Genomic DNA, 25,825 nt, shown 5'->3' on the forward strand with positions numbered 1-25,825 from the left:
TTAGTTGTAATATCCTTTTCGGACAGGAACGTTTCAAAAGAAATACAGAAAAAGTAATATGTCACCGCGTAACATCCTGTTCCTGTGTAGCTTTAATGCCGGCCGTGCCATGGTGGCAAAGGGCATACTCAATGCCTTCGCCAGTCCGGATTATCGCGCCTTTGCCGCTGGCGACGAACCGGAGCCCACGCCTTGCCCGGAAGCCCTGTCGGTGCTTGCCCGTCACCTGGAAACGGTCCAGGGTGTGCGGGTCAAACACTGGAGCGTTTTTACCCGGCCCGGCGCGCCTAAAATCGATGTGGTGATTAGCCTGTGCAACAACGCGATGGGCGAAATCTGCCCGGTCACCCTGCCGGGCCGCCCCCTGACGGCGCACTGGAACATCACTGATCCCTCGACATTCCCGGATGCCGCCGGCCGTCGTGCGGCCTTCGAGCAGGTCTATCAGGAACTTTATGCCCGCATTACCGACCTGATCGAGATTCCCCTCGCCAAGGAGGGCAAGAAACTCGAAAAGACCATCAATACCATCGGCTGGCTGAACGCCAGCGCCGCCTGACGCGCTTGGCATATGGCTTGCGCTGTGCAATAGCGTCGCCATGCCTAATGATCCCGTATTAGATACCCTGTTCCTGCCGCTTGAAGACGGCCTCATCGACTGGCCCGCCAAAGGCCCGGCCCTGTTCCTGCGCGCCCGAACGGGGGATGCCCTTGATGACATTTCGCGCGACAAACTCATCTGTGAACAGAGCTTCAAGCCGGCCTATGACGCCCTGATCCGCGCCGGCTTCCAGATGCGCGAAGGTGCGGCGCCGGTCGAACTGGCCCTGGTCCTGCCGCCCCGCCAGCGCGAGGAAGGCCGCGCCCTGCTGGCCCGCGCGATTCTGGAAACGACCGAGGGTGGCATCGTCATGGCGGCGGTCTCGAATAATGAAGGCGCCAAAACCATCGAAGGCGATCTGAAGGCCCTGGCGGGGAATATCTCCAGCCAGTCGAAGAACAAATGCCGCGTCTTCTGGGCGACAGTCGATGACCGCACCGATACCACCCTGCTGGCTGAATGGCTGAAACTGGATGCACCGCGCGACATCGTGGAGGGCCGCTTCACCAGCCGGCCCGGTCTTTTCGCCTGGGATCATATCGATGCCGGCTCGAAACTGCTGGCCGATCACCTGCCCAGGACTTTCAAAGGCAAGCTGGCCGATCTCGGCGCCGGCTTCGGCTATCTCAGCAATGAGGTGCTGACACAAGACCCCGGCATTACCCGCCTGGACGCCATCGAGGCCGAGGGCCGCGCCGTGGAAATGGCGAAGCTCAACCTGGCGGTCCATGGCGAACGCGCAATGGTGCATTGGCTCGATGCCACAAAAGCCCTGCCCGATACCTACGATGCCATCATCAGCAACCCCCCATTCCATGTCTCCGACCGCGCCGACCGCCACGATGTCGGCAAGGCATTCATCACCTCGGCGGCAAAGGCGCTGACCTCCGGCGGCCAGCTGTGGATCGTCGCCAATCGCCACCTGCCCTATGAGGAAACGCTGGAGGCCAGCTTCAAGCATGTCACGGTCGTGGCGCAGACTAATTTCTACAAGGTCTTCAAGGCGGTCGGCCCGAAAGGGACACGATGAAGCTGATCAGGCGCCTCGCCAATCTCGGCTACGGCTCACGCAAGGAGATGCAAAAGCTGATCCGCATGGGCGCGATTACCAATGCCGCGGGCGAACGGCTCGATGAGGATGCCGACGCGGCGCACGACGAGATCCGCTACAAGGGCCGGCCGCTCGACCCCGATTTCGGCATGGTGCTGATGCTCAACAAGCCGACCGGCTATGTCTGTTCGCTCAAGGATCGCGGCAGCCTTGTTTATGAACTGCTGCCTGCGCGCTTTGCCGAACGCAAGCCGGTGCTCTCGACCATCGGCCGGCTCGATGCCGATACGTCCGGCCTGCTGCTCTTTACCGATGACGGCGACTACCTGCACAAGATCATCTCGCCGAAAAACCATGTCGCCAAGATCTATGAAGTGACCTGCGCCCGGCCGCTGGAACCACACTATGGCGATATCTTCGCTTCCGGCACGCTGATCCTGGAAAGCGAAAAGGACGTGTTGAAACCGGCCTTTCTGGAAGTGACCGGCGAAAAAGACCGCGCGGCTGACGCTCTACGAAGGCCGCTACCACCAGGTTCGCCGCATGTTCGCGGCGGTCGGCAACCATGTCGAGACCCTGCATCGCGCACAAATGGGTGACCTGACGCTAGGTGACCTTAAACCCGGCAAATGGCGGCTGCTGAGCGCGACCGAAGCCCAAGGGCTGCTTAAGGGCTGATTGCGATCACCGGCCGGCCTCCACCCAGTCAAGCGGTGAAATACCCACATCGCGGCTGGGTATTATTGCACCATAGATTGGCAAGCCAGGCGGCAATTTTCGCAAGCTAGAAATCAGCCTACGGCATGGCATGGAAATATAAAATCGGCCCGATAAAACGATAGCGATTGAAAATGACACCGGTTTCCTATAGGCTCCATTTCAACCGATCACCCATCACCAGGGGGCCAAAAGGCCGGATCACGCAACAAAAAGCAAACGGGGAATAAGTGAATACGTCCAGCGTCATCCTGGACCAGGTCACCAAGTCGTTCAGCGGCCATGATGTCATCAAGGGCGTCTCGCTGGAGGTCAAGAAGGGTGAACTGGTCGTCTTCGTCGGCCCTTCGGGCTGCGGGAAATCCACCCTGCTGCGCCTGATCGCCGGCTTGGAGACACCCACCAGCGGCCGCATCGAGATCGCCGGTGAAAACGTCACCTTCGCCCACCCGTCGAAGCGCGGCGTGGCCATGGTTTTCCAGTCCTACGCCCTCTATCCACACATGACGGTCGAGGACAATATCGGCTTCGCCCTGCGCATCAAGGGGATGCCGCGCGCTGAAATCAAGCTCAAGGTCCGGGCCGTCGCCGAAACCCTGCAACTGGGCCACCTGCTGCACCGCCTGCCCAAGGCGCTGTCCGGCGGCCAAAGGCAGCGCGTCGCCATCGGTCGCGCCATGGTGCGCGAACCCGACGTTTTCCTGTTCGATGAACCCCTGTCCAATCTCGACGCCTCCCTGCGCGGTCAGATGCGGGTGGAGATCGCCGGCCTGCACGCGCGCCTGGGCGCCACCTCGGTCTATGTGACGCACGATCAGGTCGAGGCCATGACCCTGGCCGACAAGATCGTGGTGCTCAATGGCGGCCGCATCGAACAGGCCGGCCCGCCCATGGAGCTTTACCGCCGCCCGGCCAACCTCTTCGTCGCCACCTTCATCGGCTCGCCCGGCATGAATATCCTGCCGGTGACTCTGGCCGGCGCGGAACGCGATCAGGTAACCGTCAACACGGCGCAGGGGCCGATCATCCTGCCGCGCGTCAATGCCCGCGTCGTCGCCGGCGCGGAAGCCAGCCTCGGCCTGCGTCCGGAAAGCCTGTCGCTCACCACCGCCGCTCAGGGCCAGCTATCGGGCTATGTCAACCTGATCGAGCGGCTGGGTGGCGAAACCTTCGCCTATGTCGCCCTGAAAGGCTTCGAGGGGCCGCCAATCATCGTCCGGCTCGATGGCGAGATCGAATTGCGCGTGCATGACGAGGTGCATCTGGCCATCGACGGCCAGCGCGCCCACCTTTTCAGCGCTGATGGCCTGGCGCTCGGCCATGCGCCGGATGCAAAGGCGGCTTCCTGATGTCCGGCGCCTCCATCTATGCCAGCCGGCGGGCCGGGTCGCTCTATATCGCGCCCTTCGCCATCGGCTTTCTGCTGTTCACCGCCTTCCCGTTCGTCGCTTCTTTTATACTCAGCCTGACGGATGCGCGGCTCCAGGATCAGCTTGGCGATGCCCATTTCATCGGCTGGCACAACTATGCCGGCATGTGGGCGGACGCCACCTTCCGCAAGTCGCTCGGCGTCACCTTTTTCTATGTTTTCGTCACCGTGCCGCTGAAACTGGCCTTTGCCCTGCTGATCGCCGTGCTGCTCAATTTCAAACTGCGCGGCATCGGCCTGTTCCGCACCGCCTTTTACCTGCCGTCGATTCTGGGCGGCAGCGTGGCCATTGCCGTGGTCTGGCGTTTCGTCTTCGCCAGCGACGGCCTGATCAACCAGTTCCTGCATGGCGCGGGCTTCGGCGGCGTCAACTGGCTGGGCGAACCATCGACCGCCATGTTTTCGATCATCCTGTTGCGCCTGTGGCAGTTCGGCTCGGCCATGGTCGTGTTTCTCGCTGGCCTGAAAGCCATTCCCGAAGACCTCTACGAGGCCGCTGATCTTGACGGCGCCTCGCGCCTGCGCCAGTTCTGGATGATCACCCTGCCCCTGTTGACGCCGGTGCTGTTCTTCAACTTCATCATGCAGATCGTCCAGGCGTTTCAGGAGTTCAACGGCCCCTACATCATCACCGGCGGCGGACCGATGAAATCGACCTACCTGCTGCCACTGATGATCTATGAGGAAGCCTTCAAATATTTCAATCTCGGCTATTCCTCGGCGCTTTCGTGGGTGCTGTTCGTCATCATCGCCCTGTTCACCGCCCTGGCCTTCTGGTCGCAAAGATTCTGGGTCTTCTACGCCCAGGAACGCGACAATAAGGGAGACCATTGATGAGCGCGACCTCTGTATATGGCTGGCGCCGCCACCTGCCCCTGATCAATGCCTTTATCCGATATGCCGTGCTGATCTGCATCGGCTTCCTGATGCTCTATCCGCTGTTCTGGATGATCGGCGGGGCCTTCAAGAACAACCATGAAATCTTCGCCTCGCCCGGTTTCATTCCGGCCCACCCGACGACGGACGGCTTCACAAAAGGCTGGAAGACCTCGACTGAATATACCTTTGCCACCTATCTGCTGAACACGATGAAGATCGTCATCCCCAAGGTGATCCTGACGGTCATTTCGTCGGTCATCGTCGCCTACGGTTTCGCCCGCTTCGCCATTCCCGGCCGCAAGCTGCTGTTCGCGCTTTTGATGGCGACCGTGCTGCTGCCCAAGTCGGTGCTGCTGATCCCGCAATATCTGATGTTCCGTCAGTTCGGCTGGCTCGACACCTATCTGCCGCTCTATATTCCGCAAGCCTTCGCGGTGGAGGGCTTCTTCGTCTTCCTCATCATCCAGTTCATGCGCAGCTTGCCGGTCGATATGGAAGAGGCGGCGGTGATGGACGGCTGCAATTCGTTTCAGGTGCTGACCCTGATCGTCTGTCCGGTCATCTTGCCGGCAATCATTTCGGTGGCCCTGTTCCAGTTCATGTGGAGCATGAACGACTTTTGCAGCCGCTGATCTATCTGTCGAGCGTCGAGAAATATCCGGTGGCGCTGGCCCTCAAGATGTCGATCGACGTGACCGAAGCGACCTCATGGAACGAGATCCTCGCCATGTCGGTCATTGCGCTGGCGCCATCGCTGATCCTGTTTTTCGTGGCGCAGAAATATTTCGTTGAGGGCGTGACCTCCGGAGCGGTGAAGGGATGAGCGCACCTGTTACACGGCGCACAGCCATAGCCGGCATGGGCGCATTGGCCGCCTGTTCGCCACGCACCGCGCCCGGCCCCAAGCGCCAGGTCACCTTGCGCATGAGCTGGTGGGGCGGGGCCTCGGCGCACAAGGCGACCCTGGAAGCCTTGCATCTCTTCATGAAGCGCTATCCGCATATTGAGGTGCGCGGTGAATATACCGGCTTCCTTGGCCATCTGGAGCGCCTGACCACCCAGATCGCCGGCAATACCGCCCCCGACCTGATGCAGATCAACTGGTACTGGCAGGTATTGTTTTCGCGTGACGGAAAAGGCTTTTACGATCTCAATACGCTGTCGAAAGAGATCGACTTTTCGCAATACGACGCCCGCACCCTCGGCATGGGCGAGCGGGGCGGTTATCGCAATGCGCTTTCGGTCGGCAATGCGGCGCGGCTGTTCTATTTCAACCGCACCACCTTTGACAAGGCCCGTATGCCCCTGCCGGAGTCCTGGGAAAGCCTGCTGGCCGCAGGTCCGAAAATGCGCGAGGCCCTGGGCGACGCCTATTACCCGATCGACGGCACCTTTCAGGACTTCATCGCCATGGCGCGCTCACGCATCGTGCAGAAGACCGGCAAGCCGCTGGTCGATGACGTCAATAAGCGCCTCAATTGCACACGCGAAGACATCGCCGAAATGGCCCGACTTTATGCCGGCCTGACGCGCAATCATTCCCTGCCGGCGGCCCGCGTCCGCGCCGCCTTTGGCAACGTCGCCCAGCAGGAGATGCGGCCATGGATCAATGGCCAGTTCGCCGGCTGCTATCTCTGGAACTCGTCGATCGACAAGTTCACCGACACCCTGCGGCCCGGCGAGCATGTCGAACTGGCCTCCTATCCGCTCATTCCCGGCGCCAGCGATGCCGGATTGCTCTATCGCCCGGCCATGATGTTCGCCATCAATCGCCAGACACCACATCCGCAGGAAACCGCCCTGCTGCTCAACTTCCTGATGAACGATCCGGTCGGCGTCCGCGCCATGGGTCTGAGCCGCGGCGTACCCTCCTCGGCCATCGCCCGCCGCACCTTGACGGAAGACGGCATGATGACCGGCCTGAAACTAGACAGTGAGGCCGAACTGGCCAAACTGCCGATCACCGTGCTGGAAAGCCCGTGGTTCGAGCATCCGCGCGTGCGTGACGGCTTCCAGGATATCCTCGAAATGCAGGGCTATGGCGTCATCGACGAAGAGACGGCGAGCCAGCGGCTGTATGACGACATCAACGCCATACTGGCGCGCGTGGTCCGATGACGCTCGGTTGCGTCGCCACCCTGCCGACCGCGCTGGCGCTGGAAATCGCCAACGGGCACTGTTTTCGCAGTCCCGCGCCGCACCAAGTACGTCTGAATGGTGTCGAGGTTTTGGTGACCAACCGCAACAGTTTCACCCTGCGCGGTCTGAAAAGCGATACGGAATACCATGTCGAGGTGGAAAGCGGCGGTCAGGTCTATAGCCTGACGGCACGAACGAAACCGCTCACCGCTATGCTCGATCCGTGCGCTTTCGGGGCGAAGGGCGACGGCGTAAGCGACGATACCCGCGCCTTGCAGGCCACCCTCTCCGCCTGTCCGCCGGATGGGCTGGTGCGGCTGACCGATGGCGAGTTCGTTTCTGGGCCGCTATTCCTGAAGAGCCGGACGCGGCTGGAGGTCACGCGCGGCGCCAGTCTTCTGGGCCTGCGCGACATGGCGTCTTGGCCGGTTTTGCCGGCCACCCTGCGCGGCCCGAATGACCTGACAACCTTCCTCGGCTCGTGGGAAGGCGAACCGCTTGCCTGCCATGCCGGCCTGCTCAACATCCTGTCGGCGGAAGATATCATGATTTACGGCGAGGGCACGATCGACGGCCGCGCCGGTTTCGATACCTGGTGGTCGGTGGATCGCATCGCCGATGAGAAGCAACCGGAGCGCGGCACTCTCCCCGGCGGCGCGGCGCTCGGCTGGCGGCCACGCCTGATCTACGCCGTCGATAGCCACGGCCTGACCTTCGAAGGCGTCACCCTGGCCAACAGCCCGTCATGGACCCTCCATCCGCTCCACTGCACCGATGTCCGCGCCGTCAATCTTTCGATCACCGCCCCCGCCGACAGCCCCAATACCGATGGGCTGAATCCGGAGAGCTGTACCGGTGTCACCATCACCGGCGTTCATTTCACCGTGGGCGATGACTGCATCGCCCTCAAGTCCGGCAAGATCAGCATGGCGAGACTGGCGCTGCGCCCGACGCGCGATGTCACCATCGCCAACTGCCATATGCAGGACGGTCACGGCGCCGTGGTCATCGGCTCGGAAATGGCCTCGGGCGTTTACGATGTCCATATCCGCGATTGCCTGTTCACCGGCACCGATCGCGGCCTGCGCGTCAAGACCCGGCGCGGTCGCGGCAAGGATGCCATTGTGCGCAATATCCGCTTTGATAATATCCGCATGGATAAGGTCGGCACGCCCTTTGTCATCAACAGCTTTTACTGGTGCGATCCCGACGGCAAAAGCGACTATGTGGGCAGTACGAACGCCCTACCGGTCGATGATGGCACGCCCTCGCTCGGCGGCTTTACGCTGACCCGCATCCATTGCACCGGTGTGCGGCTGGCGGCGGCCTGGCTGCTGGGTCTGCCGGAGCAGCCGATCAATGGTCTAACGGTGGACGGCTTTTTCGTGCGCTATGCCGCCCATGTCACCCCAGAACCGCCGGATATGGCCGCCGCCATCCCCGCCGTGGCCCGACAGGGAATCCATATCCGCAATGCCCGCCATGTCCGCCTCGATCAGATCGATATCGCCGGCCAGGACGGCGAAACTATCACTCTGGAGTCCGTATCGTGATCGTCATCCCGAAAATTCCCGAAGATGTCACCAAGGCGCCACTGCAACGCACTTTCCACCTGGGGAATGGCACGATCCGTGCCCTGTCGGCCTTCGGCGTGCAGGTGCCCGTCTTTATCGAAGCCTATATCCGAAGCTGGCGCCCTTACAAGGATGCCTGGAACTACGAGGACGGCATGATCTGGCTGGGCGCGCTCGATCTTTATGAGGCTACGGGCAATGCCGCCCTGCTCGATTTTGTCCGCACCGAGGCAGAACGCCGCATCACGCCCGAAGGCGTCATGACGACCTTTGAGTCTGATGAATATAATATCGACAATATCCATGCCGGCCGCATCCTGCCGCACCTCTATGCCCTGACCGGAGACGAACGCTACCGCCGCGCCATGGACCGGCAGTTTTCCCAGTTGCTGACCCATCCGCGCACACAATCCGGCAATTACTGGCACAAGCAGATCTATCCGTGGCAGGTCTGGCTGGATGGTCTTTACATGGCCCAGCCGTTCCAGACCGCCTATGCGCGGGCCACTGGCAAGCCGGACCTGTTCGCTGATACGATCCGCCAGTTCCTCGCCGTCGAAGCCCATCTGAAAGGTGAAAGCGGCCTCTATCATCACGGCTGGGACGAATCGCGCGCCGAACGCTGGGCCGATCCGGATACCGGCCGTTCGCCCTGCGTCTGGAGCCGTGCCATGGGCTGGTGGGTGATGGCCCTGGCCGATGTCTGCGAAGCGGCGGAGGGCCTTGACGGCCATGACGACATCGCCCGCCTGCTGAAGGAGAGCCTCGATGCCCTGCGGCGTGTGCGCAAACCCGGCGGCCTGTGGTATCAGGTCGCCGACCAGGGCGGACGCGTAGGCAATTATGAGGAGGCATCGGCCTCGCTGATGATCGCCTATGCCCTGATGAAGGCTGAGCGGCTGAGGGTCGCGGAAACCGCCGCCGAGGGACTTTCGGCCCTGCGGATGATCTGCGATCGTTTCGTCACGCCTTCCGCGCTCGAAGGCATCTGCGGCGTGGCGGGGCTCGGCAATACGCCTTATCGGGATGGTTCTTACGCCTATTACCTGTCGGAAAAGATCACCCCCAATGACCCCAAGGGCGTCGGGGCACTGATGATGGCGCTCTCCGAAGGGGTGCTTTTGACGGCCAAATCATAACCCCTTCCGAAAAGCATGGACTCAACTATGGCAAAATTATCGCAGTTTTGACAGAACGGTGATTTTTAATGCCACCGGTGTCATTCTTTGCCGCCGCAGGGCTTGTCAGCCTAAAATTTCTATGCCTAGTTGTTGATCATCGACGTTATGCGGATCCTGCGTGGTCCAATGACACCGGTGTCAATTTATAAGCCGAAGCGGAGGCCAAAAGCCTTCCATTCACACGAACAGCCGGATGATAGTCCGGACTGTTGGCAAAACGGGGAGTAAAAACCGATGCTGAAACCGACCGACGCCCGAACTGCGTCCACATTCACCAAAGCCCTCGCCCTGAGCGCGTCTGTCGCGGCCATTAGCCTGGCTGCCGGCGGCCTGTGCGCCGCGTCTGCCCTGGCCCAGGATGCGGCCCCGGCGGCCGCGCCCGCCGATGACTCGACCCTCGTTATCGTCACCGGCTTCCGGGGTTCGCTGCAAACCGCCATCAGCGAAAAGAAGCGTTCCACCGATATGATTGACGTGATCAAGTCGGAAGATATAGGCCAATTCCCTGACCTCAACCTGGCGGAAAGCCTGCAGCGCATTCCGGGTGTCTCGATCGACCGGGACGGCGGCGAAGGCAAGCAGATCACCGTGCGCGGCCTCAATTCGGAATTTTCGCGCACACGCCTGAACGGGCTTGAAGCCCTGGCCACCACCGGCTCCAAGGATTCCTCCGGCGGCACCAATCGCGGCCGCGGCTTCGACTTCAACGTCTTCGCCGCCGACCTGTTCAACTCGCTGACCGTGCGCAAGTCGCTGTCGGCCGAGATCGAGGAAGGTTCGCTCGGCGCCACGGTCGACCTGCAAACTGCCCGCCCGTTCGACTACAAGGGCTTCACCATGGCCGGCTCGCTCCAGGCTGGTTATAACGACGCCTCGAAACAAACCGAGCCGCGCGGCACCTTCATGATTTCGAACCGCTGGGCCGACGGAAAGCTCGGCGCTCTGCTCTCGGTGGCCTACGGCACCCGCACGGTGATCGAAGATCCGACCAACACCACGCGTTGGGAAAATGCCTATGCCAACGGCAATGCCGGGCGGATTGGCAGCTATAGCACCGATGGCGGACAAACCTTCATCCCGGTCACGCCTTGCGCCAACAATTCGTCCAGCCAGTGCAACAAGGCCGAAGACAATTCCAAGAACCCGGTACTGACCGATCCGGAAGCGATCAAGATCAGCCACGCCCTGCACCCGCGCATTCCGCGCTACAATCACTTCGAGACCAACCAGGAACGCCTGGGCATCACCGCCGCCTTCCAGATGCGGCCAAACCCGGATACTCTGTTCACCTTGGAAGGCATGTACGCCACCTTCGGCTCCAACCGCGACGAATGGGAAATCGAAGGCATCTCCTTCAGCCGCAACGGCGCGGGTTTCCCCAATTCGGGCGTCTATAATTACACGATCGACGACGAAGGCACCATGACCAAGGCGTCGTTCAACGATGTCGATATCCGCGCCGAGCACCGCTATGACGAACTCAAGACCACCTTCCAGCAGCTCAACCTGACCTGGGACCAGAACTGGGGCGACCGCCTCACCTCCAAACTGCTGATCGGCGCTTCGGATTCGCTGCAGGACAACCCGGAACAGACGACCTTCACGTTTGAATCCTACAATGTCGATGGCTACAGCTACGACTATTCGGACATGACGCATCCGGTCTTCAACTATGGCACCTCATCGACCGGCTGTTCGCCGGATCAGGCCTGTTACTGGACCTATTCCAGCAGCAAGACCAATGGCGACGCTTCGCTGATCCGCCTGCGCCCCCAATCGGTCGAAAACAGCTTCGCTACCGCCAAGCTCGACCTGAAATACGAACTGACCGACAATATCGACATCAAGTTCGGCGCCTCCAGCAAGAAGTATGAATTTAACTCCACGGAATACGGTCGCTTTACCAGTGATCCTCTGAAACGCGACGAAGACGCCTCCGGTGCCATCGTTGACGCGATCAACACCGATATTGCCGGCTATTCCGAGACGGTGACGGTGGGCGGCAACACCTATCTGATCCCCAATCTCGATAAGATCCGCAGCACTTTCGATTACAACTGCAACTGCACCAACAGCTACGGCACATTCACAGTCAATACGACCAACTCGTCTTCGCTCGCCGGCAACCGCGATGCCGAGGAAGTCGATACCAGCTATTACGTGCAGGCCGATTTCAAGGGCCAGCTCGCCGACATGCCGTTCCGCGGCAATATCGGCACGCGCCAGGTCCGGACCCAGACCACTGTCAGCGGTTACATCGGCGGATCCGGCGCGCCGACCCTGACCACCATCCGCCGCAGCTATGACGACTCGCTGCCTTCGATGAACGTGATGATCGAGCCACTGGAAAATGTCTATGTCCGCTTTGCGGCCGCCAAGACCATGGCGCGTCCGACCCTGCTCTCAATGACACCCGGCGGCGGTTCGATCGACACCACCAAGAAGACGCTGAAAACGGGCAATCCGTACCTCGATCCGGTTCGCGCCAACACCATGGATGTCTCGCTCGAATGGTATCCGGACAAGGACACGCTGGTCACGCTGGGTGTGTTCCAGAAGGACATCAAGAGCTATATCCAGTCGCGCGTCACGTCCGCCAAGCTGAGCGAACTGGGCTATAATTATGCCGACCTGGGCGAGACCAGTGACGTTGAATATGACGTTACCACGCCCGTCAACACGCCGGGTGGCGATCTGAAGGGCTTTGAAATCAATATTCAGAAGCCGTTCACCTTCCTGCCCGGCTTCCTCAGCCGGACCGGCGGCATCCTGAACTACACACACGTCGAATCGCAGATTCAGTATTACATCGGTGCCGGCGACACGACGACGACCGAAGCCGATCTGCTGGGCCTGTCGCCGGAAGCCTGGAACGCCACGCTCTATTATGAAGGTGAAAAGCTTTCCGGCCGCATCGCCGCTTCGTACCGCGACGGCTACCTGTCCCAGCTCTCGCCCGGCTCCTCGGCCGATTTCTGGGGCAAGCACGAGACCCTCAACTTCGATGCCCAGATGACCTATAAGATCAACAACCAACTGACCCTGGTCCTGGAAGGCATCAATCTCACCAACGAAGCGGATGACCGTTACGTTGCCTACAACACGGTCCAGGGCAATACCGCCCAGAACCTGCTGTACGACTACGGCACCTCGGGCCGCCAGTATTATCTCGGCCTGCGTTACAAGTACTAAGCGTATCCCTCCTCTTGTCATGACTGGGGCGCCGGAGTCATCCGGCGCCCCCTTTTTATGAGCGGGGGTGTTTTGAAGGAGAGGTCATGTCAAAAACCAGCCGCCGCGATGCCCTGAAATCAGCCGGGCTGGGAGCCCTGTTCCTCGGCCTGCCCGCCGGCAGCGACGCAGCTTCGCCTGCATCGGCGCGTGGCGTGGAGGGCCAGCGCCGGGCCGATCTCGGCGACGGCACCTTCCTCAATCCGATCATGGCCGGTGACCATCCCGATCCGTCGATCCTGAAGGACGGCGCCGATTATTACATGACCTTCTCTACCTTCGAAGCCTATCCCGGCCTGATCATCTGGCATTCGCGTGACTTGGTGAACTGGCAGCCGGTAACGGCGGCTCTGACCCGCAATATCGGCTCGGTCTGGGCGCCGGAGCTTTGTAAACACAGGGGCCGCTACTACCTCTACATCCCGACAAAGCAGACGAAGACACCCGGCAGCAAGACCACCTCCTGGGTCATCTGGGCCGACGACATCAGGGGGCCGTGGTCGGACCCGATCGATCTCGACCTGCCTGACCATATCGACCCCGGCCATGCGGTCGGCGAAGACGGCGCGCGCTGGCTTTTCTTGAGCGGCGGCGACCGTGTGCGCCTGGCCGATGATGGCTTATCAACCATCGGCGCGCCGGAGCATGTTTATGACCCGTGGCATTATCCGGCGGACTGGGATGTGGAAAGCTTCTCCCCGGAAGGCCCCAAGGTCACCCGTCACGGCGATTATTACTACCTGATCCTGGCGGTTGGCGGCACGGCGGGACCGCCCACCGGCCACATGGTTATCGCCGCCCGCTCGCGCTCGATCAACGGCCCGTGGGAGCAGCATCCGCGTAATCCGCTGGTCCATACCGCCTCGCTTGCGGAAAAATGGTGGTCGCGCGGCCATGCTACGCTCGTGGAAGGCCCCAAAGGCGACTGGTGGGGCGTTTATCACGGCTATGAGAACGGCTTCTGGACGCTGGGCCGCCAGACCCTGCTTGCGCCGGTCACCTGGAGCGCCGATGGCTGGTTCGATTTCGGCGGCGGTGACCTGTCGCAACCGATCAAAAAGCCCCTGCCCGGCCCAGCAACGCCGCACGGGCTGGCGCTTTCCGACGATTTCACCACCGATAAATATGGCCGGCAATGGAATTTCTTCAATCCCGCCACCGATGAAACCGGCCGCCTCCGCCGCGAGAACGGCATCCTCCACCTGACGGCGCGCGGCGAGGCCCCCTCCTCTTCCGCGCCGCTGCTTTGCGTGGCCGGCGACCAGGCTTACGAATTCGAGTGCGACATCGAGATCGATCCCAGCACTCGCGCCGGCCTGTTGCTGTTCTACGATTCCAGCCTCTATTGCGGACTGGGGTTCGACGAAAAGACATTCATTACCCACCAGTACGGCATCGAACGCGGCCGCCCTGCCAATCCCCACGGCCAAAGGATGCACCTGCGCGTGCGCAACAACCGCCACATCGTTAGTTTCCACACCTCCGCCGATGGTCGGAACTGGACGCGTTTCGATCGCGGCATGGAGGTTTCCGGCTACCACCACAATGTGCGCGGCGGCTTCCTGATGCTGCGCCCCGGCCTTTATGCTGCCGGCAAGGGCGAGGCCCGTTTCCGCAACTTCATCTACAGGGCGCTTTGATATGAAATCTGTCCTCACCACCCTGGCCTTCGTCTGTCTCGCCACCACGGCGCATGGACAAACCCTGACACCGGCTGACGCCGAGGCGCGCGTCCAGACCAAACAGATCACCGCTGTCAGGGTCATACTGGTCGGGGATTCGACCACGGCGGTGCAAAGCGGCTGGGGCGGCGCCTTTTGCGCCGAGCACCTGACGTCTTTTGCCGCCTGCCTCAACCTGGCCCGCGGCGGGCGTTCTAGCTTCAGCTACCGCGCCGAAGGGTCATGGAATATCGCCCTGGCCGAGATGAAATCCGGCGGCTATGCCAAAACCTGGGTGCTGATCCAGTTCGGCCATAACGACCAGCCGGGCAAGCCGGGCCGTTCCACCGACCTGAAGACCGAGTTTCCCGCCTTTATCCGGCAATATGTCAGCGAGGCCCGCGCCGCAGGCGCCATTCCGGTGCTCGTCACGCCCCTGACGCGGCGCAGTTTCAAGGACGGCCAGCTAGATGACGATCTGGCGCCCTGGGCGGCGGCCACGCGTCAGGTGGCAGCCGACATGAATGTGCCTCTGGTCGATCTCCATGCCCGCAGCCGCGCCGTGGTGGAAGCCTTGGGGCCACTTCAGGCCATGTCACTGGCCCGGTGCCGCCGCCGCCCGACGTTGTGGCGGCGGCCGGTACGGGCACCACCATTTCCGCCGCCAAAGCACCAGCCTCGCCACCGGCGCCCGCCTTCGACCAGATGGCCTTCGCCAAACAGGCTTTCGATTATACCCACCTGGGCAAGACGGGCGCCGAGATGATTTCCGGCCTTGTCAGCGAGGAACTGTCCAGAAACGTGCCCGATCTGCGTCCGTATATTATCCCATAGGAGTTACCCATGAGACTGTCCCTTCCTTCTCTTTCCATCATGGCCATGCTCCTATCTGTGCCCGTTTTCGCTGGCCCCGCCTTCGCCGCAGTCGTCGGCGTCAATACCGCGGCTCAGGCGATCACCGCCGAGCGCATCAACACCCTGCCGCCGGAAGCGCAGCCGGTCTGGCGGTCCTATCTCGACCGATCCGTGGCACAGATGGCCGCCGATCGTGCCGTCCTGGCCGCCGAAGGGGCGCCGGGCGATTTCGTGCCTGTCAAAATGCGCGGCGACAGCGAAAAGACCATGCCCCTCGATCGCGCGCCTGAATGGTACGCCACGCCGGAGGCCCGCCATATCGCCGATGTCATTGTCAGTTTCCAGACCCCGGCCGGCGGCTGGAGCAAGAACCAGTCGCGCGACGGCGCCCTGCGCGTCCCCGGCCAGCCCTGGGCGGGCGACAACAATTCGCATTTCGCCGCGCCGGGTGATTTCGATATTGCGCGTGACGAGCACTGGCACTATGTCGGCACCTTAGATAACGACGCCACCATCACCGAATTGCAGTTCCTGGCGCGCGTCATCACGGCGCTTCCCGGCGCGGACGGCCAGCCCTATCGCACCGCTTTTGACAAGGGCGCGGCTTATCTGTTCAATGCCCAGTTTCCCAATGGCGGCTGGCCGCAGGTCTGGCCGCTCGAAGGCGGTTATCATGACGCCATCACCTTCAACGACGACGCCCTGGTCCATGCCGCCGAGCTGATGTCGGATATCGCCTCTGGCAATGGCGATTACGCCTTCGTGCCGGAGGCCACACGCCAGAAGGCCGCCGCCGCGCGTGATAAGGCCATCGCCTGCATCCTGGCCACACAGGTGCGCGTCAATGGCCATCGCACCGTCTGGGGACAGCAGCATGACGCCCTGACAGAATTGCCGGTGGCCGCGCGTAATTTCGAGCCTGACGCCCTTTCCAGCGCCGAAAGCGCCAGCCTGCTCGTCTATCTGATGAAGCTGCCTGATCCGTCGCCGCAGGTCGTGGCGGCCGTGCATGACGGCGTAAGATGGCTGCATGGCGCAGCGCTGCACGATGTCGCCTGGACCGATGGCGGCGATAAGGCCGCGGGCCGCAAGCTGATCGCCAGCCCCGGTGCGCCCGACCTGTGGGCGCGCTATTATGTGGCGGCTACCGGCAAGCCGATCTTCGGCGACCGCGACAAGACCCTGCACGATGATGTCAACGAAATCAGTCTGGAACGCCGCAACGGCTATGCCTGGTTCAACACCGCGCCGCTGAAGGTCTTCAAAGCCTACGCCAAATGGAGCCTCGACCATCCGCAGGCCACGCAATGAACCGGCGCGACAGCTTGAAGCTCATGGGCGCCGCCGCCGGCCTCATGGCCGTGCCTGCGCTCGCCAGGACCAACACACCGCAAGTGATGACGCAGGCCGGGCCGGTGATCGGGCAGTCAAAGGGTAGTGTCGATGTTTTTCTCGGCCTGCGCTATGGCGAGGATACCGGCCCCAATAACGGCAAGGCGCGCTTCAGGCCGCCGGTAAAGCCGCAACCGTGGACCAAACCCTATATCGCCGATCATTATGGCGCAGCCGCCCCGCAAGCCGGTACGCCCGATCCTTACAGCCAAAGCGAGGACTGCCTGTTCCTCAATATCTGGACGCCACAAGCCAGCGCTGGCAAGCGGCGGCCGGTCATGGTCTATATCCACGGCGGCGCCTACAATACCGGTTCCGGCGGCAGCCCGCTCTATGACGGCACGAACCTGTCCTTGCGCGGCGATGTGGTGGTGGTGACGATCAATCACCGTCTGAACGCCTTCGGCTATCTCTACCTGGCGCGGCTGGAACACGAGGTCACAGGCGCATCGGGACCGCTGGCCTTTTCCGGCAATTGCGGCCAGCTTGATATCCATCTGGCGCTTGAATGGATACGTGACAATATCGCCGCCTTCGGCGGTGATCCCGATTGCGTCATGGTCTTCGGCCAGTCCGGCGGCGGCGCCAAGATCGCCACAATGATGGCGACCCCGACGGCCAGAGGCCTGTTCCACCGCGCCGCCACCATGAGCGGCCAGCAGGTCACCGCCTCAGGCCCCGGCAACGCCACCCAGCGCGCCATAACCTTCCTCGCTGAACTTGGGCTCAAACCTGATGCCGCTGGACTGGCGCAGGTGCAGGCCCTGCCCCTGGCTGACCTGGTGGCGGCGCTGAAGGCCACCGATCCGGTGATCGGCAAGGGCGGGCTGTACTTCGGTCCGGTGCTCGATGAAATGGTTCTCTTCCGTCACCCGTTCTGGCCCGACGCCCCGGTGCAATCCGCTGACATACCGATGATGATCGGCAATACGCACGATGAAACCCGCGCTTTCTTAAGCGGCGATCCGCACAATTTCGACCTGACCTGGGAAGAACTGCCGGCAAAACTGCCGCCGCAATACCGCGTAGATATCGATCCCTATATGGTGATCAATACCTACCGCCGGCTTTATCCGCAGATGTCGCCGTCCGATGTTTTTTTTGCCGCCACCACGGCCGGGCGATCCTGGCGCGGCGCGATCGAGGAACTGGAGGCCCGCGCAAAGTCAGGCGCGGTCACCTACGCTTATCAGGTCGACTGGAAAACGCCGAAAAACGGCGGACGGCTGGGTGCGCCCCACACCATCGATATCCCGCTGGTTTTCCGCACCACCGGCGTGCCGGACAGCATCACCACTGACAGCACAGACGCCCGCAAAATGGCCGACCTGTTCTCGGATGCCTTCATTGCTTTTGCCCGCACGGGTTCGCCGCAAACCGCCGCCCTGCCGGACTGGAAGCCCTATTCGATGGTAAAGCGCGAAACAATGCTGATGGACCTGCCGCCGCAACTGGCCAATGACCCGCGCGGCGAGGAGCGCAAGCTCTTCGCCAGGGTGCCCTTCACCCAGCAGGGCACCTGATCTCAAGCCAGCGCGCCGCCAGATCAGGCCAGGCGGCATGAGTTCCATCCCTGTGCCGCAGCGCGAAGCCATGCGGCGCCGTTCCGAAAATATGCGCATCCAGATCGATGCCGGCGTCGCGCGCGGCGGAAATGAAACGCAGCGCATTTTCGATAGGGACCACGCCATCATGCAGCGCATAGGCCAGGAAAACCGGAACGTCCGGCATGACGGACAGGCCCACGGGCCACTCGTCGTAAACGGCTTGCTTTTCCGGAGGCGCGAAATCAGGCTTACCCAGCGGCACCTTATGATCGCGGTGATTACCGTTTATAGGCGCATAAACCGCCAGCACGCCCGCCACCGCCCTCTGGCTTGCCAACACCAGAGCCAAATGGCCGCCGGAGGACAATCCCATGATGAAGAGCGGCAAATCCCGGCCCAGATGATCCAGCGCCAAAAGGCCGTCAGTCAGCGCAATGTCGTGCGGATGACCGTCGGCACCGGGAAGGCGATGAATGAGCACGCTGGCCTCATAACCCAGCCCGCCAAGCCAGGCCGCGATTTCCGCGCCTTCCTTGTCAGCCATCAGGCGCGTGTAGCCGCCGCCGGGACAGACCAGAACCCGCGCCGCCGGCCTGTCCACCGGGTAAATGTGCAGTTCCGGATGATGAATATGCACGGCAATGCGCTCACCATCCATGCACTCGAAAATATTCTCCGCCCCCGCCGCCAGCCGGATGACCTGCATCAGTGCTTCGGCGCCGACTTCGCATAAAGTGACGCCCAGCCGGCCTTGGGGCTCATGTCGTCAAGGTTCCAGTCCGCTTCCACGAATGGCGCATCGGTGCGCTGATATTTCGGATAGCCGTAATAGTTCTGCGTTTCGGAATCGATGATCTCGCCGCGCCCTTCGGCCACATCCGACAGGATCTTGAAATCGACATCGTCACGGTCCCAGGGCCGGGCGCCGACGGATTCGTAGATTTCGTCCTCCAGCCGCGCCGCCGGAATGATCGGCATATTCTCCGGCAGATAAGGCGTCTGGGCTTTCAGGATTTTCGCCGAACCGGTAGTGTAGCGGCCGGTCTGGGCCACCGGTGTTCCATAGGGATCGACAGCGATATTATCGCGCATGTACAGCGAAACGTCGCCATCGCCTCCCAGACTGAAGAGCGGCGTGGCGGTCACCGTATCCGGCCCCTGGCGATAGACATTACCGATCAGGGTGATCATCCCGGTCTCGAACGGATGGGTTTCCCATTCATGGGCGATCAGGTTGTAGTGAATCGCCTTCTGCCCCGGATTATAGATCATAGAATTGACCTCGGCGGCATGGACCCCGCCCTTGAACAGGGCGTTGCGCTCCTCGTTCGAGGCATAGAGATTGGCATAGAGCAGGATGCCCGTGGCATTGTCGTGGATCAGGCCGCCCTTGGAATGCTCGCCCTTGCCGTGGGTCGATTTCGCCAGCCCTTCATAGACCAGGTTATGGCTGTAGGTGATGTCATGCGAGGTGTTCTGCCGCCATTCGGTGATGTCCGTCCCCTTGAAGCGCGGCCCGGACGCCGACAGGTTCTCGTCGGTCGCCCAGGAGAAACTGCAATGATCGACAATGACATTATAGGCCCCGTTGGCGGAGAGGCCATCGGCCTCCCAGCCGCTTTTCTTGGGGTGGCCGGCCTCGCCGGTGCGAACCATGATATGCTGCACGATGACATCATGGGTGGCTATGTTGAACTCGCCCTTGATGAAGGTGATGCCGGGCGAAGGCGCCGTCTGGCCGGCAATGGTCAGGAAGGGATTTTTGATTCGGATCGAGGCGCTGTCGAGATCGATGACACCGCCAACCTCGAAAACCACGATGCGCGGCCCTTCGGCTTCCACCGCCGCGCGGAAGGAGCCCGGCCCGCTTTCATTGAGATTGGTGACGCGAAGGATGCGCCCCCCTTGCCGCCCTGGGTGGCCGCGGCCCAGCCCAGGACATCATAGGTCGACCGGTTCAGGTGAAAATCCGCTGTCCCCGCCGCTGCCGCTATAGCAGGGGTAGCGAGAGCCATGACGCCGCACAGCCATAATATCTTTTTGAAAGACATAGCGTTTCCTTCTTTTCAAACCCTGTTTCGGCCGGTTCGGCCGTCTTCGGTTCGCCCGCTCGATTCCTTGGGTGAAATCGATGCGTGACGTCCGCCTTATAGTATGGTAACCGGTGTCATAAAGCTAATCGGCGCCCTTTGCAAGGGGCCGGATTCCGGGGAGGCGGGATGACGGAGACGATTGAAGCCTTTCTCGGACGCCGCAGGAAGGCGACTATAAATGATGTGGCCCGGCTGGCCGGCGTCTCCAAAAAGACCGTCTCGCGCGTCATCAACAACTCGCCGAGCGTCCATGCGCGGACCCGCGACGAGATCGCCGACATCATTACGCGCATCGGCTTCCGGCCCGATCCGCAGGCGCGCGGTCTGGCCTTTCGCCGGGCCCTGCTGATCGGCCTGATCTACGACAATCCCAATGCCCAATATATCGTCAACATGCAGATGGGCGCGCTGGACCGCCTGCGCGGCTCGGGCATCGAGTTGGTCGTCCATCCCTGTACCTGGCACAGCGAAACCTTCGTTTCCGAACTGCGCGACTTTCTGGAAAGCCAGCGGCCATCCGGCGTCATCGTCCTGCCGCCGATCGCCGAGGACCGCCGATTGCTGGACCTGCTGGACGAGCTGAATGTACCGCGTGTGCGGGTGACGGCGCGCACCTCCGGCGATAGCAATACTTCCATTGGGCGGGAAATCGTGTCGTGCGATGATATCGGCTGCGCCGAGGCCGGCGCGCATATCGCCGAGCTCGGTCATCGCCGCATCGGCTACATCGGCGGCAATCCTGACTATCCTTCGGCCCATGTCCGCCGGCACGGTTTCGAGACCGGACTGGCCGCACATGGCACCGCCATCGCGCCGGACCTCGATGAAACGGGAAATTACAGTTTCGAGTCGGGCTATGCGGCGGCGAGGCGCCTTCTCAGCCGGCCTGACCGCCCCACGGCGATCATCTGCGCCAATGACGAAATGGCTGCCGGCGCCTACAAGGCCGCCTTTGAAGCCGGCCTGCGCATCCCCGGCGATCTGACCCTGATCGGTTTCGACGATGCGCCGATCGCCGACCGCCTGTCGCCGCCGCTGACGACAGTTCGCCTGCCGACCCGCGAAATGGCGCGCATGGCTGCCGATCTGCTCGTCACCAAGGCTTCCCCCACTGACACGGCCATAACGGTGGCTTCGGCCCTGATCGTGCGCGGCTCTTCAGGGGTGCCTAAGGCCGACCTGTGACGCTGCACCAGAATTGTGTTGCCAAAATAAATGACACCGGTTACCAACCATGCAAACCACAACACATAAACAACGAGGCATCGAACAGAAGATGTTCGGATAAGCCTTTTCAAACGGGAATAAGACCATGTGTACCAGCCCCTATGCCAAAACGCTTTACGCCACCCATCCGGATATGATGAAGGGCGCGGATAATGCCGACCTGCGCGACAAGTATCTGATGACGGGCCTGTTCGCGCCGGACGCCGTGGTGCTGAACTACACCCATTTCGAGCGTTTCGTCATCGGCGGCGCCGCTCCGGTCAAGGGCACAGTCAAGCTGCCCGACCAGACGGAGCCGGCTTCCGCCGCTGGCCATCCCTTCCTCGAACGCCGCGAACTGGGCCTCATCAATGTTGGCGCCGGCACCGGCAAGGTGTCGGTCGATGGCGTGGTTTATGACCTGGCGCAAAAGGACGGCCTCTATATCCCCATGGGCTCGGCCGAGGTGCTGTTCTCCTCGGACGATGCTGCCAATCCCGCCCTCTTCTACCTGACTTCGACACCGGCCCATGCCCGCTACGAGACCGTCAAGATCTCCATCGACAAGGCCGTGCCGCTGGAACGCGGGTCGCTGGAACAATCCAACCAGCGCGTCATCTATCAGTACATTGTGCCGACCACGGCCAAATCCTGCCAGTTGCTGCTGGGCCTGACCATACTCGCCCCCGGTTCGGTGTGGAACACCATGCCGCCGCACCTGCATGACCGCCGTTCGGAGGTCTATTTCTACTTTGGCCTGGGCCAGAATGACCGCGTTTTCCACTTCATGGGCCAGCCCGATAATGCCCGTCATATCGTCATGGCCAATAACGAGGCCGTGGTCTCGCCGCCATGGTCGATCCACATGGGCTGCGGCACCAGCAACTACGCCTTCATCTGGGCCATGGGCGGTGAAAACCTCGACTATACCGACATGAATGTCCTCGATATCTGCCAGTTGGCCTAAGCAGGGTCACAGACCCTGCACCCATAAGTTATCAGTGGAAACGACATTTTATGAGCAAACTTTTCGATCTGTCCGGCAAGGTCGCCATCGTCACCGGCGGCAACAAGGGCCTGGGCGCCGGTATCGCCTTGGCGCTCGCAGAGGCCGGGGCCGATATCGCCGTTGTCTCCACGCGGACGGAAACCAAAACGGTCGAGGCGGTCAAGGCACTGGGCCGCAAGGCCATCCACATTGCCGCCGACCTGACCTCGATCGAACCGATCCCGCACATCGTCTCGACCACGCTGTCAGACCTTGGCAGGCTCGACATCCTCATCAATAATGCCGGCATGATCCGCCGCGCCGACAGCGTCGATTTCACCGAAGCCGACTGGGACGCGGTGATCGACCTGAACCTGAAGAGCGCCTTCTTCCTGGCCCAGGCCTGCGGTCGTCACATGATCCAGCAAGGTGACGGCAAGATCATCAATATCGCCTCGATGCTCAGCTTCCAGGGCGGCATCCGCGTGCCCTCCTACACCGCTTCGAAATCAGGCATTGCCGGCATCACCAAGCTGCTGGCCAATGAGTGGGCGTCCGGGGGCGTCAATGTCAACGCCATCGCGCCGGGCTATATGGCCACCGACAACACCGCCGCCCTGCAGGCCGATGAAGCCCGCAACCGCTCGATTCTGGAGCGCATTCCCGCCGGGCGCTGGGGCAATCCGTCCGACATGGCCGGCGCCGCGGTGTTCCTGGCCTCCGCCGCCTCCGACTACGTCAACGGCATCACCCTCCCCGTGGATGGTGGATGGCTGGCGCGATAAGCTTTTAGCGCCCTTTTTTCAGCGCTTTCATGCGCGTGGCCACGGCCATGCGGCGCTCGCTGCTGGCCTTGCGCGCGTTCTCGACCGCCACCATCTCGGTAGCGCGCAGCAGGTGCTCGATCACCCGATCCATATGCTCGTGCATGGCCTGACGCGCCGCCGCCACCGAGCGGTTTTTCAGCGCGGTCAGAATATCGGTATGTTCGGCGATCCGGTCATTCATGCCGAGATCGGCGGCGCGTGCCAGCACATTGCGCGCCAGCGGCGAATGATAACGCCAGTCCCACAGGTTCTCGACGCAGGTGGTCAGGGCGCCGTTGCCGGTGCTCTGGGCGATCAGGATATGGAATTCGCGGTCGGCCTTTTCAGCCGCCACCGGATCGGCGTCGCCCATTTTCTGAACCAGCGCTTCCAGTTCGGCGATCTGCTCCTCGCTGATCAGGGTGGCCGCCAGGGCCGCGACCTCGGCTTCCAGCAGACGGCGGGCCTCGATTAGTTCGAAGGCGCCGATCTCGGAATCGGTAAAGGCCGGCGCGCGCTGTTTCTTGCTGGACACCGTGATGCCGAGGCCATGCTTGGCCTCGATCAGGCCCAGAATTTCCAGAGCGATCATCGCCTCGCGCAGGGATGGCCGGCTGACGCCGTATTGCAGCGCCAGTTCACGCTCGGTCGGCAGCCGGTCCCCCGGCTTGTAGCGCCCTGATTCGATCTCGGCGGCGATGGAATCGGCGATCTTGCGGTAAAGCTTTCTGGAATCTGACATCGGTGCGGAAAATGAAGGATGAACGCGGAATCATATGATCGTTAACATGTCCGCGTTCAATCAAAAAGCCCCTGCCCCTCAGCGGAATTTGTACAGCTTCAGTTGCTGGATGCCAAACCCGTCGGCATTGATCTTCAGATGCCGCCCCTGATGGCTTTCATCGCCATTCAACCAGCGGCCGGGCTTCCATACGCCATCCACATAGCGTCCTTCGACAATCTGCTCTATGCCGACGGCCTGCTTGGCCGCTTCCGCGTCCTCAAAGGTGACCACTACGCCCTTGCCGGCCACGATAAAACTGTCATCGCCGGTCTGGATGATCAGGCCGCCATTGGAGGCGATGTCCTGCTTGTCCTTTGGTGTCCACGGATCGACAAAACTGACCGTGAAGCGATAGCCGCCGAGTGTAAAGGACTGCGGTGTCTCATCGACCACGCCATCGAAGGAGATGCGCGGTCGGAAACCGCGCATCCGGCTCGTGCCCTGCGCCGCCAGAATCTGCGGCGACAATTGCTTCAGAACATCATAGGCGCCCGTCAGATTGGCGCTGTTCTCCGGTTTGATATTGTCGATCGAGAACGGCGAAAAGCTGATCGAATCGAGCTGACCGATGGCATAGAAGGCATTGGCGCCGGCCTCCCGCTTGCCCGCCTGATTGGCCTCCGGAATGAAGAACGGATTATCCGGCCGCTTGAATTTATCGGCCCATTCCATGAAGTTCGGAAAATACATATCGATCGCCAAAATATCGATGTCCGGCGCCCCTGGTTTCCAAATGTCGAAGAGATGCGGTAAAGGGCCCGCGCTCGGATATTGCCCCGGCGTCTTGCCTGGACGGATCAGGGCCGCATTGACATACATCGGCAACGGATACTGCGCCTTGCCAGCCTTCGCCAGGCCATTGGCGAAGGCAGCAAAATACCACGCCTGGAAGACCTCCTGCGCCTGAATGGATGTGCCGAAAACCTCCGGCCAGGTGCCAGTTTCCTTCAGGCCATTGGCTTCCCAAAGCGTGCGCACATAAGGATCCAGCGTCTCCCGATGCGCCTTCAGGTAAGCGATCAGGTCAGCCGGCACCGGCCCGTTCCAGGCCGCTTGCGCCTGCGGGCTGTAGTCGCGCACCACCGGCAACATGCCGATCTCGTTTTCCACCTGGATCATGACCACGGTATGGGCTGTATCCACCTGCTTCAGGTGCGCCATCACCGCCGAGAAGGCGCGGGCATCGGCGGACAGGGTATCGGGGTCGAACGGCGACAGGATATCCTGCGGCTGGCCCTTGTCATCCTGCGCTCTCGAATAGGTGGCGTAATCCCGCTTTACCCAGGCCGGCACATAGGTCGACATCGAGTTCTTCCACACGCCGAACCACAGCAGCACCAGTTTCACATCATTCTGCCGGGCCTGTTTGATCATGCCGTCGAGCACGGTGAAATCGTACTTTCCGGGTTGCGGCTCGACCTGGTCCCATTCCACAGGGGCGATGACCGTATTCAGTCCCACCGATTTAAGGGTTGGCCATTTGGTATTGAGATAATCGAGGCTGGAGGCTGTGGAATTGGCCAGTTCGCCCCCCAGGATCAGGAACGGCTTGCCATCGACGATCAGTTGCTTCGTCATGCCCTGGGTGGCCAGGTGCGGGATATCGGCGGCCAGGGCTGGGGTCGATAACAGCGCGGCGCAGGCCACGGCGGCAAGATGTCTGAACAGACGGGTCATGGGGTTTCCTTCCT

Annotated in this window: 20 protein-coding genes and 2 pseudogenes; 18 read left to right on the forward strand and 4 right to left on the reverse strand. The window is 61.6% G+C overall.

What is annotated here, in order from left to right; translation table 11 throughout:
* The first annotated feature begins 58 nt into the window (after window positions 1-58).
* The 15 genes and pseudogenes from NVV72_03690 to NVV72_03760 all read left to right on the forward strand — a co-directional run bounded on the left by NVV72_03690 (window position 59) and on the right by NVV72_03760 (window position 18,233).
* Window positions 59-559 carry a hypothetical protein gene (locus NVV72_03690; protein ID MCR6658472.1) on the forward strand — a complete coding sequence of 167 codons (501 nt, stop codon included), beginning with the start codon at window positions 59-61 and terminating at the stop codon, window positions 557-559.
* 40 nt (window positions 560-599) lie between these two features.
* Entirely contained in the window at window positions 600-1,631 is a 1,032-nt protein-coding gene (locus tag NVV72_03695) for a class I SAM-dependent methyltransferase (protein MCR6658473.1), read from the forward strand.
* A pseudogene (locus NVV72_03700) lies at window positions 1,628-2,330 on the forward strand (pseudouridine synthase). The gene NVV72_03695 and the pseudogene NVV72_03700 overlap by 4 nt, the downstream one beginning before the upstream one ends.
* A gap of 269 nt (window positions 2,331-2,599) precedes the next feature.
* Window positions 2,600-3,718, forward strand: coding sequence for a sn-glycerol-3-phosphate ABC transporter ATP-binding protein UgpC (ugpC, locus tag NVV72_03705; protein ID MCR6658474.1), 1,119 nt, complete (start codon window positions 2,600-2,602; stop codon window positions 3,716-3,718).
* Window positions 3,718-4,632, forward strand: coding sequence for a sugar ABC transporter permease (locus tag NVV72_03710; protein MCR6658475.1), 915 nt, complete (start codon window positions 3,718-3,720; stop codon window positions 4,630-4,632). Before ugpC ends, NVV72_03710 begins: the two co-directional genes overlap by 1 nt.
* Window positions 4,632-5,309, forward strand: a complete 678-nt coding sequence (locus tag NVV72_03715) for a carbohydrate ABC transporter permease (GenBank protein ID MCR6658476.1) — start codon at window positions 4,632-4,634, stop codon at window positions 5,307-5,309. The genes NVV72_03710 and NVV72_03715 overlap by 1 nt, the downstream gene beginning before the upstream one ends.
* On the forward strand, window positions 5,297-5,500 hold the full coding sequence (locus NVV72_03720; protein ID MCR6658477.1) for a hypothetical protein: 204 nt from the start codon (window positions 5,297-5,299) through the stop codon (window positions 5,498-5,500). Before NVV72_03715 ends, NVV72_03720 begins: the two co-directional genes overlap by 13 nt.
* The gene (locus tag NVV72_03725) at window positions 5,497-6,795 is read left to right on the forward strand and encodes an ABC transporter substrate-binding protein (GenBank protein MCR6658478.1); all 1,299 of its coding nucleotides are present in this window, start codon (window positions 5,497-5,499) and stop codon (window positions 6,793-6,795) included. Before NVV72_03720 ends, NVV72_03725 begins: the two co-directional genes overlap by 4 nt.
* Window positions 6,792-8,369, forward strand: coding sequence for a glycoside hydrolase family 28 protein (locus NVV72_03730; protein MCR6658479.1), 1,578 nt, complete (start codon window positions 6,792-6,794; stop codon window positions 8,367-8,369). Before NVV72_03725 ends, NVV72_03730 begins: the two co-directional genes overlap by 4 nt.
* Window positions 8,366-9,529 carry a glycoside hydrolase family 88 protein gene (locus NVV72_03735; protein ID MCR6658480.1) on the forward strand — a complete coding sequence of 388 codons (1,164 nt, stop codon included), beginning with the start codon at window positions 8,366-8,368 and terminating at the stop codon, window positions 9,527-9,529. Before NVV72_03730 ends, NVV72_03735 begins: the two co-directional genes overlap by 4 nt.
* Window positions 9,530-9,805: 276 nt before the next feature.
* The gene (locus NVV72_03740; GenBank protein MCR6658481.1) at window positions 9,806-12,763 is read left to right on the forward strand and encodes a TonB-dependent receptor; all 2,958 of its coding nucleotides are present in this window, start codon (window positions 9,806-9,808) and stop codon (window positions 12,761-12,763) included.
* Window positions 12,764-12,849: 86 nt separating this feature from the next.
* Complete coding sequence (locus NVV72_03745) at window positions 12,850-14,442, forward strand: family 43 glycosylhydrolase (protein MCR6658482.1); 1,593 nt, start codon at window positions 12,850-12,852, stop codon at window positions 14,440-14,442.
* Between the two features lie 64 nt (window positions 14,443-14,506).
* A pseudogene (locus NVV72_03750) lies at window positions 14,507-15,297 on the forward strand (rhamnogalacturonan acetylesterase).
* Window positions 15,298-15,306: 9 nt separating this feature from the next.
* Window positions 15,307-16,629, forward strand: coding sequence for a pectate lyase (pelA, locus tag NVV72_03755; protein MCR6658483.1), 1,323 nt, complete (start codon window positions 15,307-15,309; stop codon window positions 16,627-16,629).
* Window positions 16,626-18,233, forward strand: coding sequence for a carboxylesterase/lipase family protein (locus NVV72_03760; GenBank protein ID MCR6658484.1), 1,608 nt, complete (start codon window positions 16,626-16,628; stop codon window positions 18,231-18,233). Before pelA ends, NVV72_03760 begins: the two co-directional genes overlap by 4 nt.
* On the opposite strand, the gene NVV72_03765 is transcribed toward NVV72_03760, so the two are convergent.
* Window positions 18,214-18,963 carry an alpha/beta hydrolase gene (locus tag NVV72_03765; protein ID MCR6658485.1) on the reverse strand — a complete coding sequence of 250 codons (750 nt, stop codon included), beginning with the start codon at window positions 18,961-18,963 and terminating at the stop codon, window positions 18,214-18,216. The two genes, NVV72_03760 and NVV72_03765, sit on opposite strands and share 20 nt — an antisense overlap.
* Window positions 18,963-20,075 carry a pectate lyase gene (locus NVV72_03770; protein ID MCR6658486.1) on the reverse strand — a complete coding sequence of 371 codons (1,113 nt, stop codon included), beginning with the start codon at window positions 20,073-20,075 and terminating at the stop codon, window positions 18,963-18,965. Before NVV72_03770 ends, NVV72_03765 begins: the two co-directional genes overlap by 1 nt.
* Window positions 20,076-20,476: 401 nt before the next feature.
* Here NVV72_03770 and NVV72_03775 point away from each other — a divergent pair, with 401 nt between their 5' ends.
* From NVV72_03775 to kduD, 3 genes are all read left to right on the forward strand, one after another.
* Window positions 20,477-21,535 carry a LacI family DNA-binding transcriptional regulator gene (locus NVV72_03775; protein MCR6658487.1) on the forward strand — a complete coding sequence of 353 codons (1,059 nt, stop codon included), beginning with the start codon at window positions 20,477-20,479 and terminating at the stop codon, window positions 21,533-21,535.
* Between the two features lie 127 nt (window positions 21,536-21,662).
* On the forward strand, window positions 21,663-22,523 hold the full coding sequence (gene kduI / locus NVV72_03780) for a 5-dehydro-4-deoxy-D-glucuronate isomerase (GenBank protein ID MCR6658488.1): 861 nt from the start codon (window positions 21,663-21,665) through the stop codon (window positions 22,521-22,523).
* A gap of 50 nt (window positions 22,524-22,573) precedes the next feature.
* Window positions 22,574-23,329, forward strand: coding sequence for a 2-dehydro-3-deoxy-D-gluconate 5-dehydrogenase KduD (kduD, locus tag NVV72_03785; GenBank protein ID MCR6658489.1), 756 nt, complete (start codon window positions 22,574-22,576; stop codon window positions 23,327-23,329).
* A 4-nt stretch (window positions 23,330-23,333) separates the two neighbouring features.
* Here kduD and NVV72_03790 read toward each other — a convergent pair whose 3' ends face one another.
* Both NVV72_03790 and NVV72_03795 read right to left on the reverse strand, forming a co-directional pair.
* The gene (locus NVV72_03790; protein MCR6658490.1) at window positions 23,334-24,092 is read right to left on the reverse strand and encodes a FadR family transcriptional regulator; all 759 of its coding nucleotides are present in this window, start codon (window positions 24,090-24,092) and stop codon (window positions 23,334-23,336) included.
* A 78-nt stretch (window positions 24,093-24,170) separates the two neighbouring features.
* Complete coding sequence (locus tag NVV72_03795; protein ID MCR6658491.1) at window positions 24,171-25,811, reverse strand: DUF5597 domain-containing protein; 1,641 nt, start codon at window positions 25,809-25,811, stop codon at window positions 24,171-24,173.
* Window positions 25,812-25,825 lie beyond the last annotated feature (14 nt).

The sequence above is a fragment of the Asticcacaulis sp. genome, assembly GCA_024707255.1.
Classification (GTDB): Bacteria; Pseudomonadota; Alphaproteobacteria; order Caulobacterales; family Caulobacteraceae; genus Asticcacaulis.

What these genes read in the sequence shown, in the direction of transcription:
- kduD (MCR6658489.1), top strand. Translation starts at nt 22,574, where the DNA reads ATGAGCAAACTTTTCGATCTGTCCGGCAAGGTCGCCATCGTCACCGGC.
- NVV72_03690 (MCR6658472.1), top strand. Translation starts at nt 59, where the DNA reads ATGTCACCGCGTAACATCCTGTTCCTGTGTAGCTTTAATGCCGGCCGT.
- NVV72_03710 (MCR6658475.1), top strand. Translation starts at nt 3,718, where the DNA reads ATGTCCGGCGCCTCCATCTATGCCAGCCGGCGGGCCGGGTCGCTCTAT.
- NVV72_03795 (MCR6658491.1), bottom strand. Translation starts at nt 25,811, where the DNA reads ATGACCCGTCTGTTCAGACATCTTGCCGCCGTGGCCTGCGCCGCGCTG.
- NVV72_03740 (MCR6658481.1), top strand. Translation starts at nt 9,806, where the DNA reads ATGCTGAAACCGACCGACGCCCGAACTGCGTCCACATTCACCAAAGCC.
- kduI (MCR6658488.1), top strand. Translation starts at nt 21,663, where the DNA reads ATGTGTACCAGCCCCTATGCCAAAACGCTTTACGCCACCCATCCGGAT.
- NVV72_03790 (MCR6658490.1), bottom strand. Translation starts at nt 24,092, where the DNA reads ATGTCAGATTCCAGAAAGCTTTACCGCAAGATCGCCGATTCCATCGCC.
- pelA (MCR6658483.1), top strand. Translation starts at nt 15,307, where the DNA reads ATGAGACTGTCCCTTCCTTCTCTTTCCATCATGGCCATGCTCCTATCT.
- NVV72_03765 (MCR6658485.1), bottom strand. Translation starts at nt 18,963, where the DNA reads ATGCAGGTCATCCGGCTGGCGGCGGGGGCGGAGAATATTTTCGAGTGC.
- NVV72_03725 (MCR6658478.1), top strand. Translation starts at nt 5,497, where the DNA reads ATGAGCGCACCTGTTACACGGCGCACAGCCATAGCCGGCATGGGCGCA.
- NVV72_03730 (MCR6658479.1), top strand. Translation starts at nt 6,792, where the DNA reads ATGACGCTCGGTTGCGTCGCCACCCTGCCGACCGCGCTGGCGCTGGAA.
- NVV72_03775 (MCR6658487.1), top strand. Translation starts at nt 20,477, where the DNA reads ATGACGGAGACGATTGAAGCCTTTCTCGGACGCCGCAGGAAGGCGACT.
- NVV72_03745 (MCR6658482.1), top strand. Translation starts at nt 12,850, where the DNA reads ATGTCAAAAACCAGCCGCCGCGATGCCCTGAAATCAGCCGGGCTGGGA.
- NVV72_03695 (MCR6658473.1), top strand. Translation starts at nt 600, where the DNA reads ATGCCTAATGATCCCGTATTAGATACCCTGTTCCTGCCGCTTGAAGAC.
- NVV72_03715 (MCR6658476.1), top strand. Translation starts at nt 4,632, where the DNA reads ATGAGCGCGACCTCTGTATATGGCTGGCGCCGCCACCTGCCCCTGATC.
- NVV72_03760 (MCR6658484.1), top strand. Translation starts at nt 16,626, where the DNA reads ATGAACCGGCGCGACAGCTTGAAGCTCATGGGCGCCGCCGCCGGCCTC.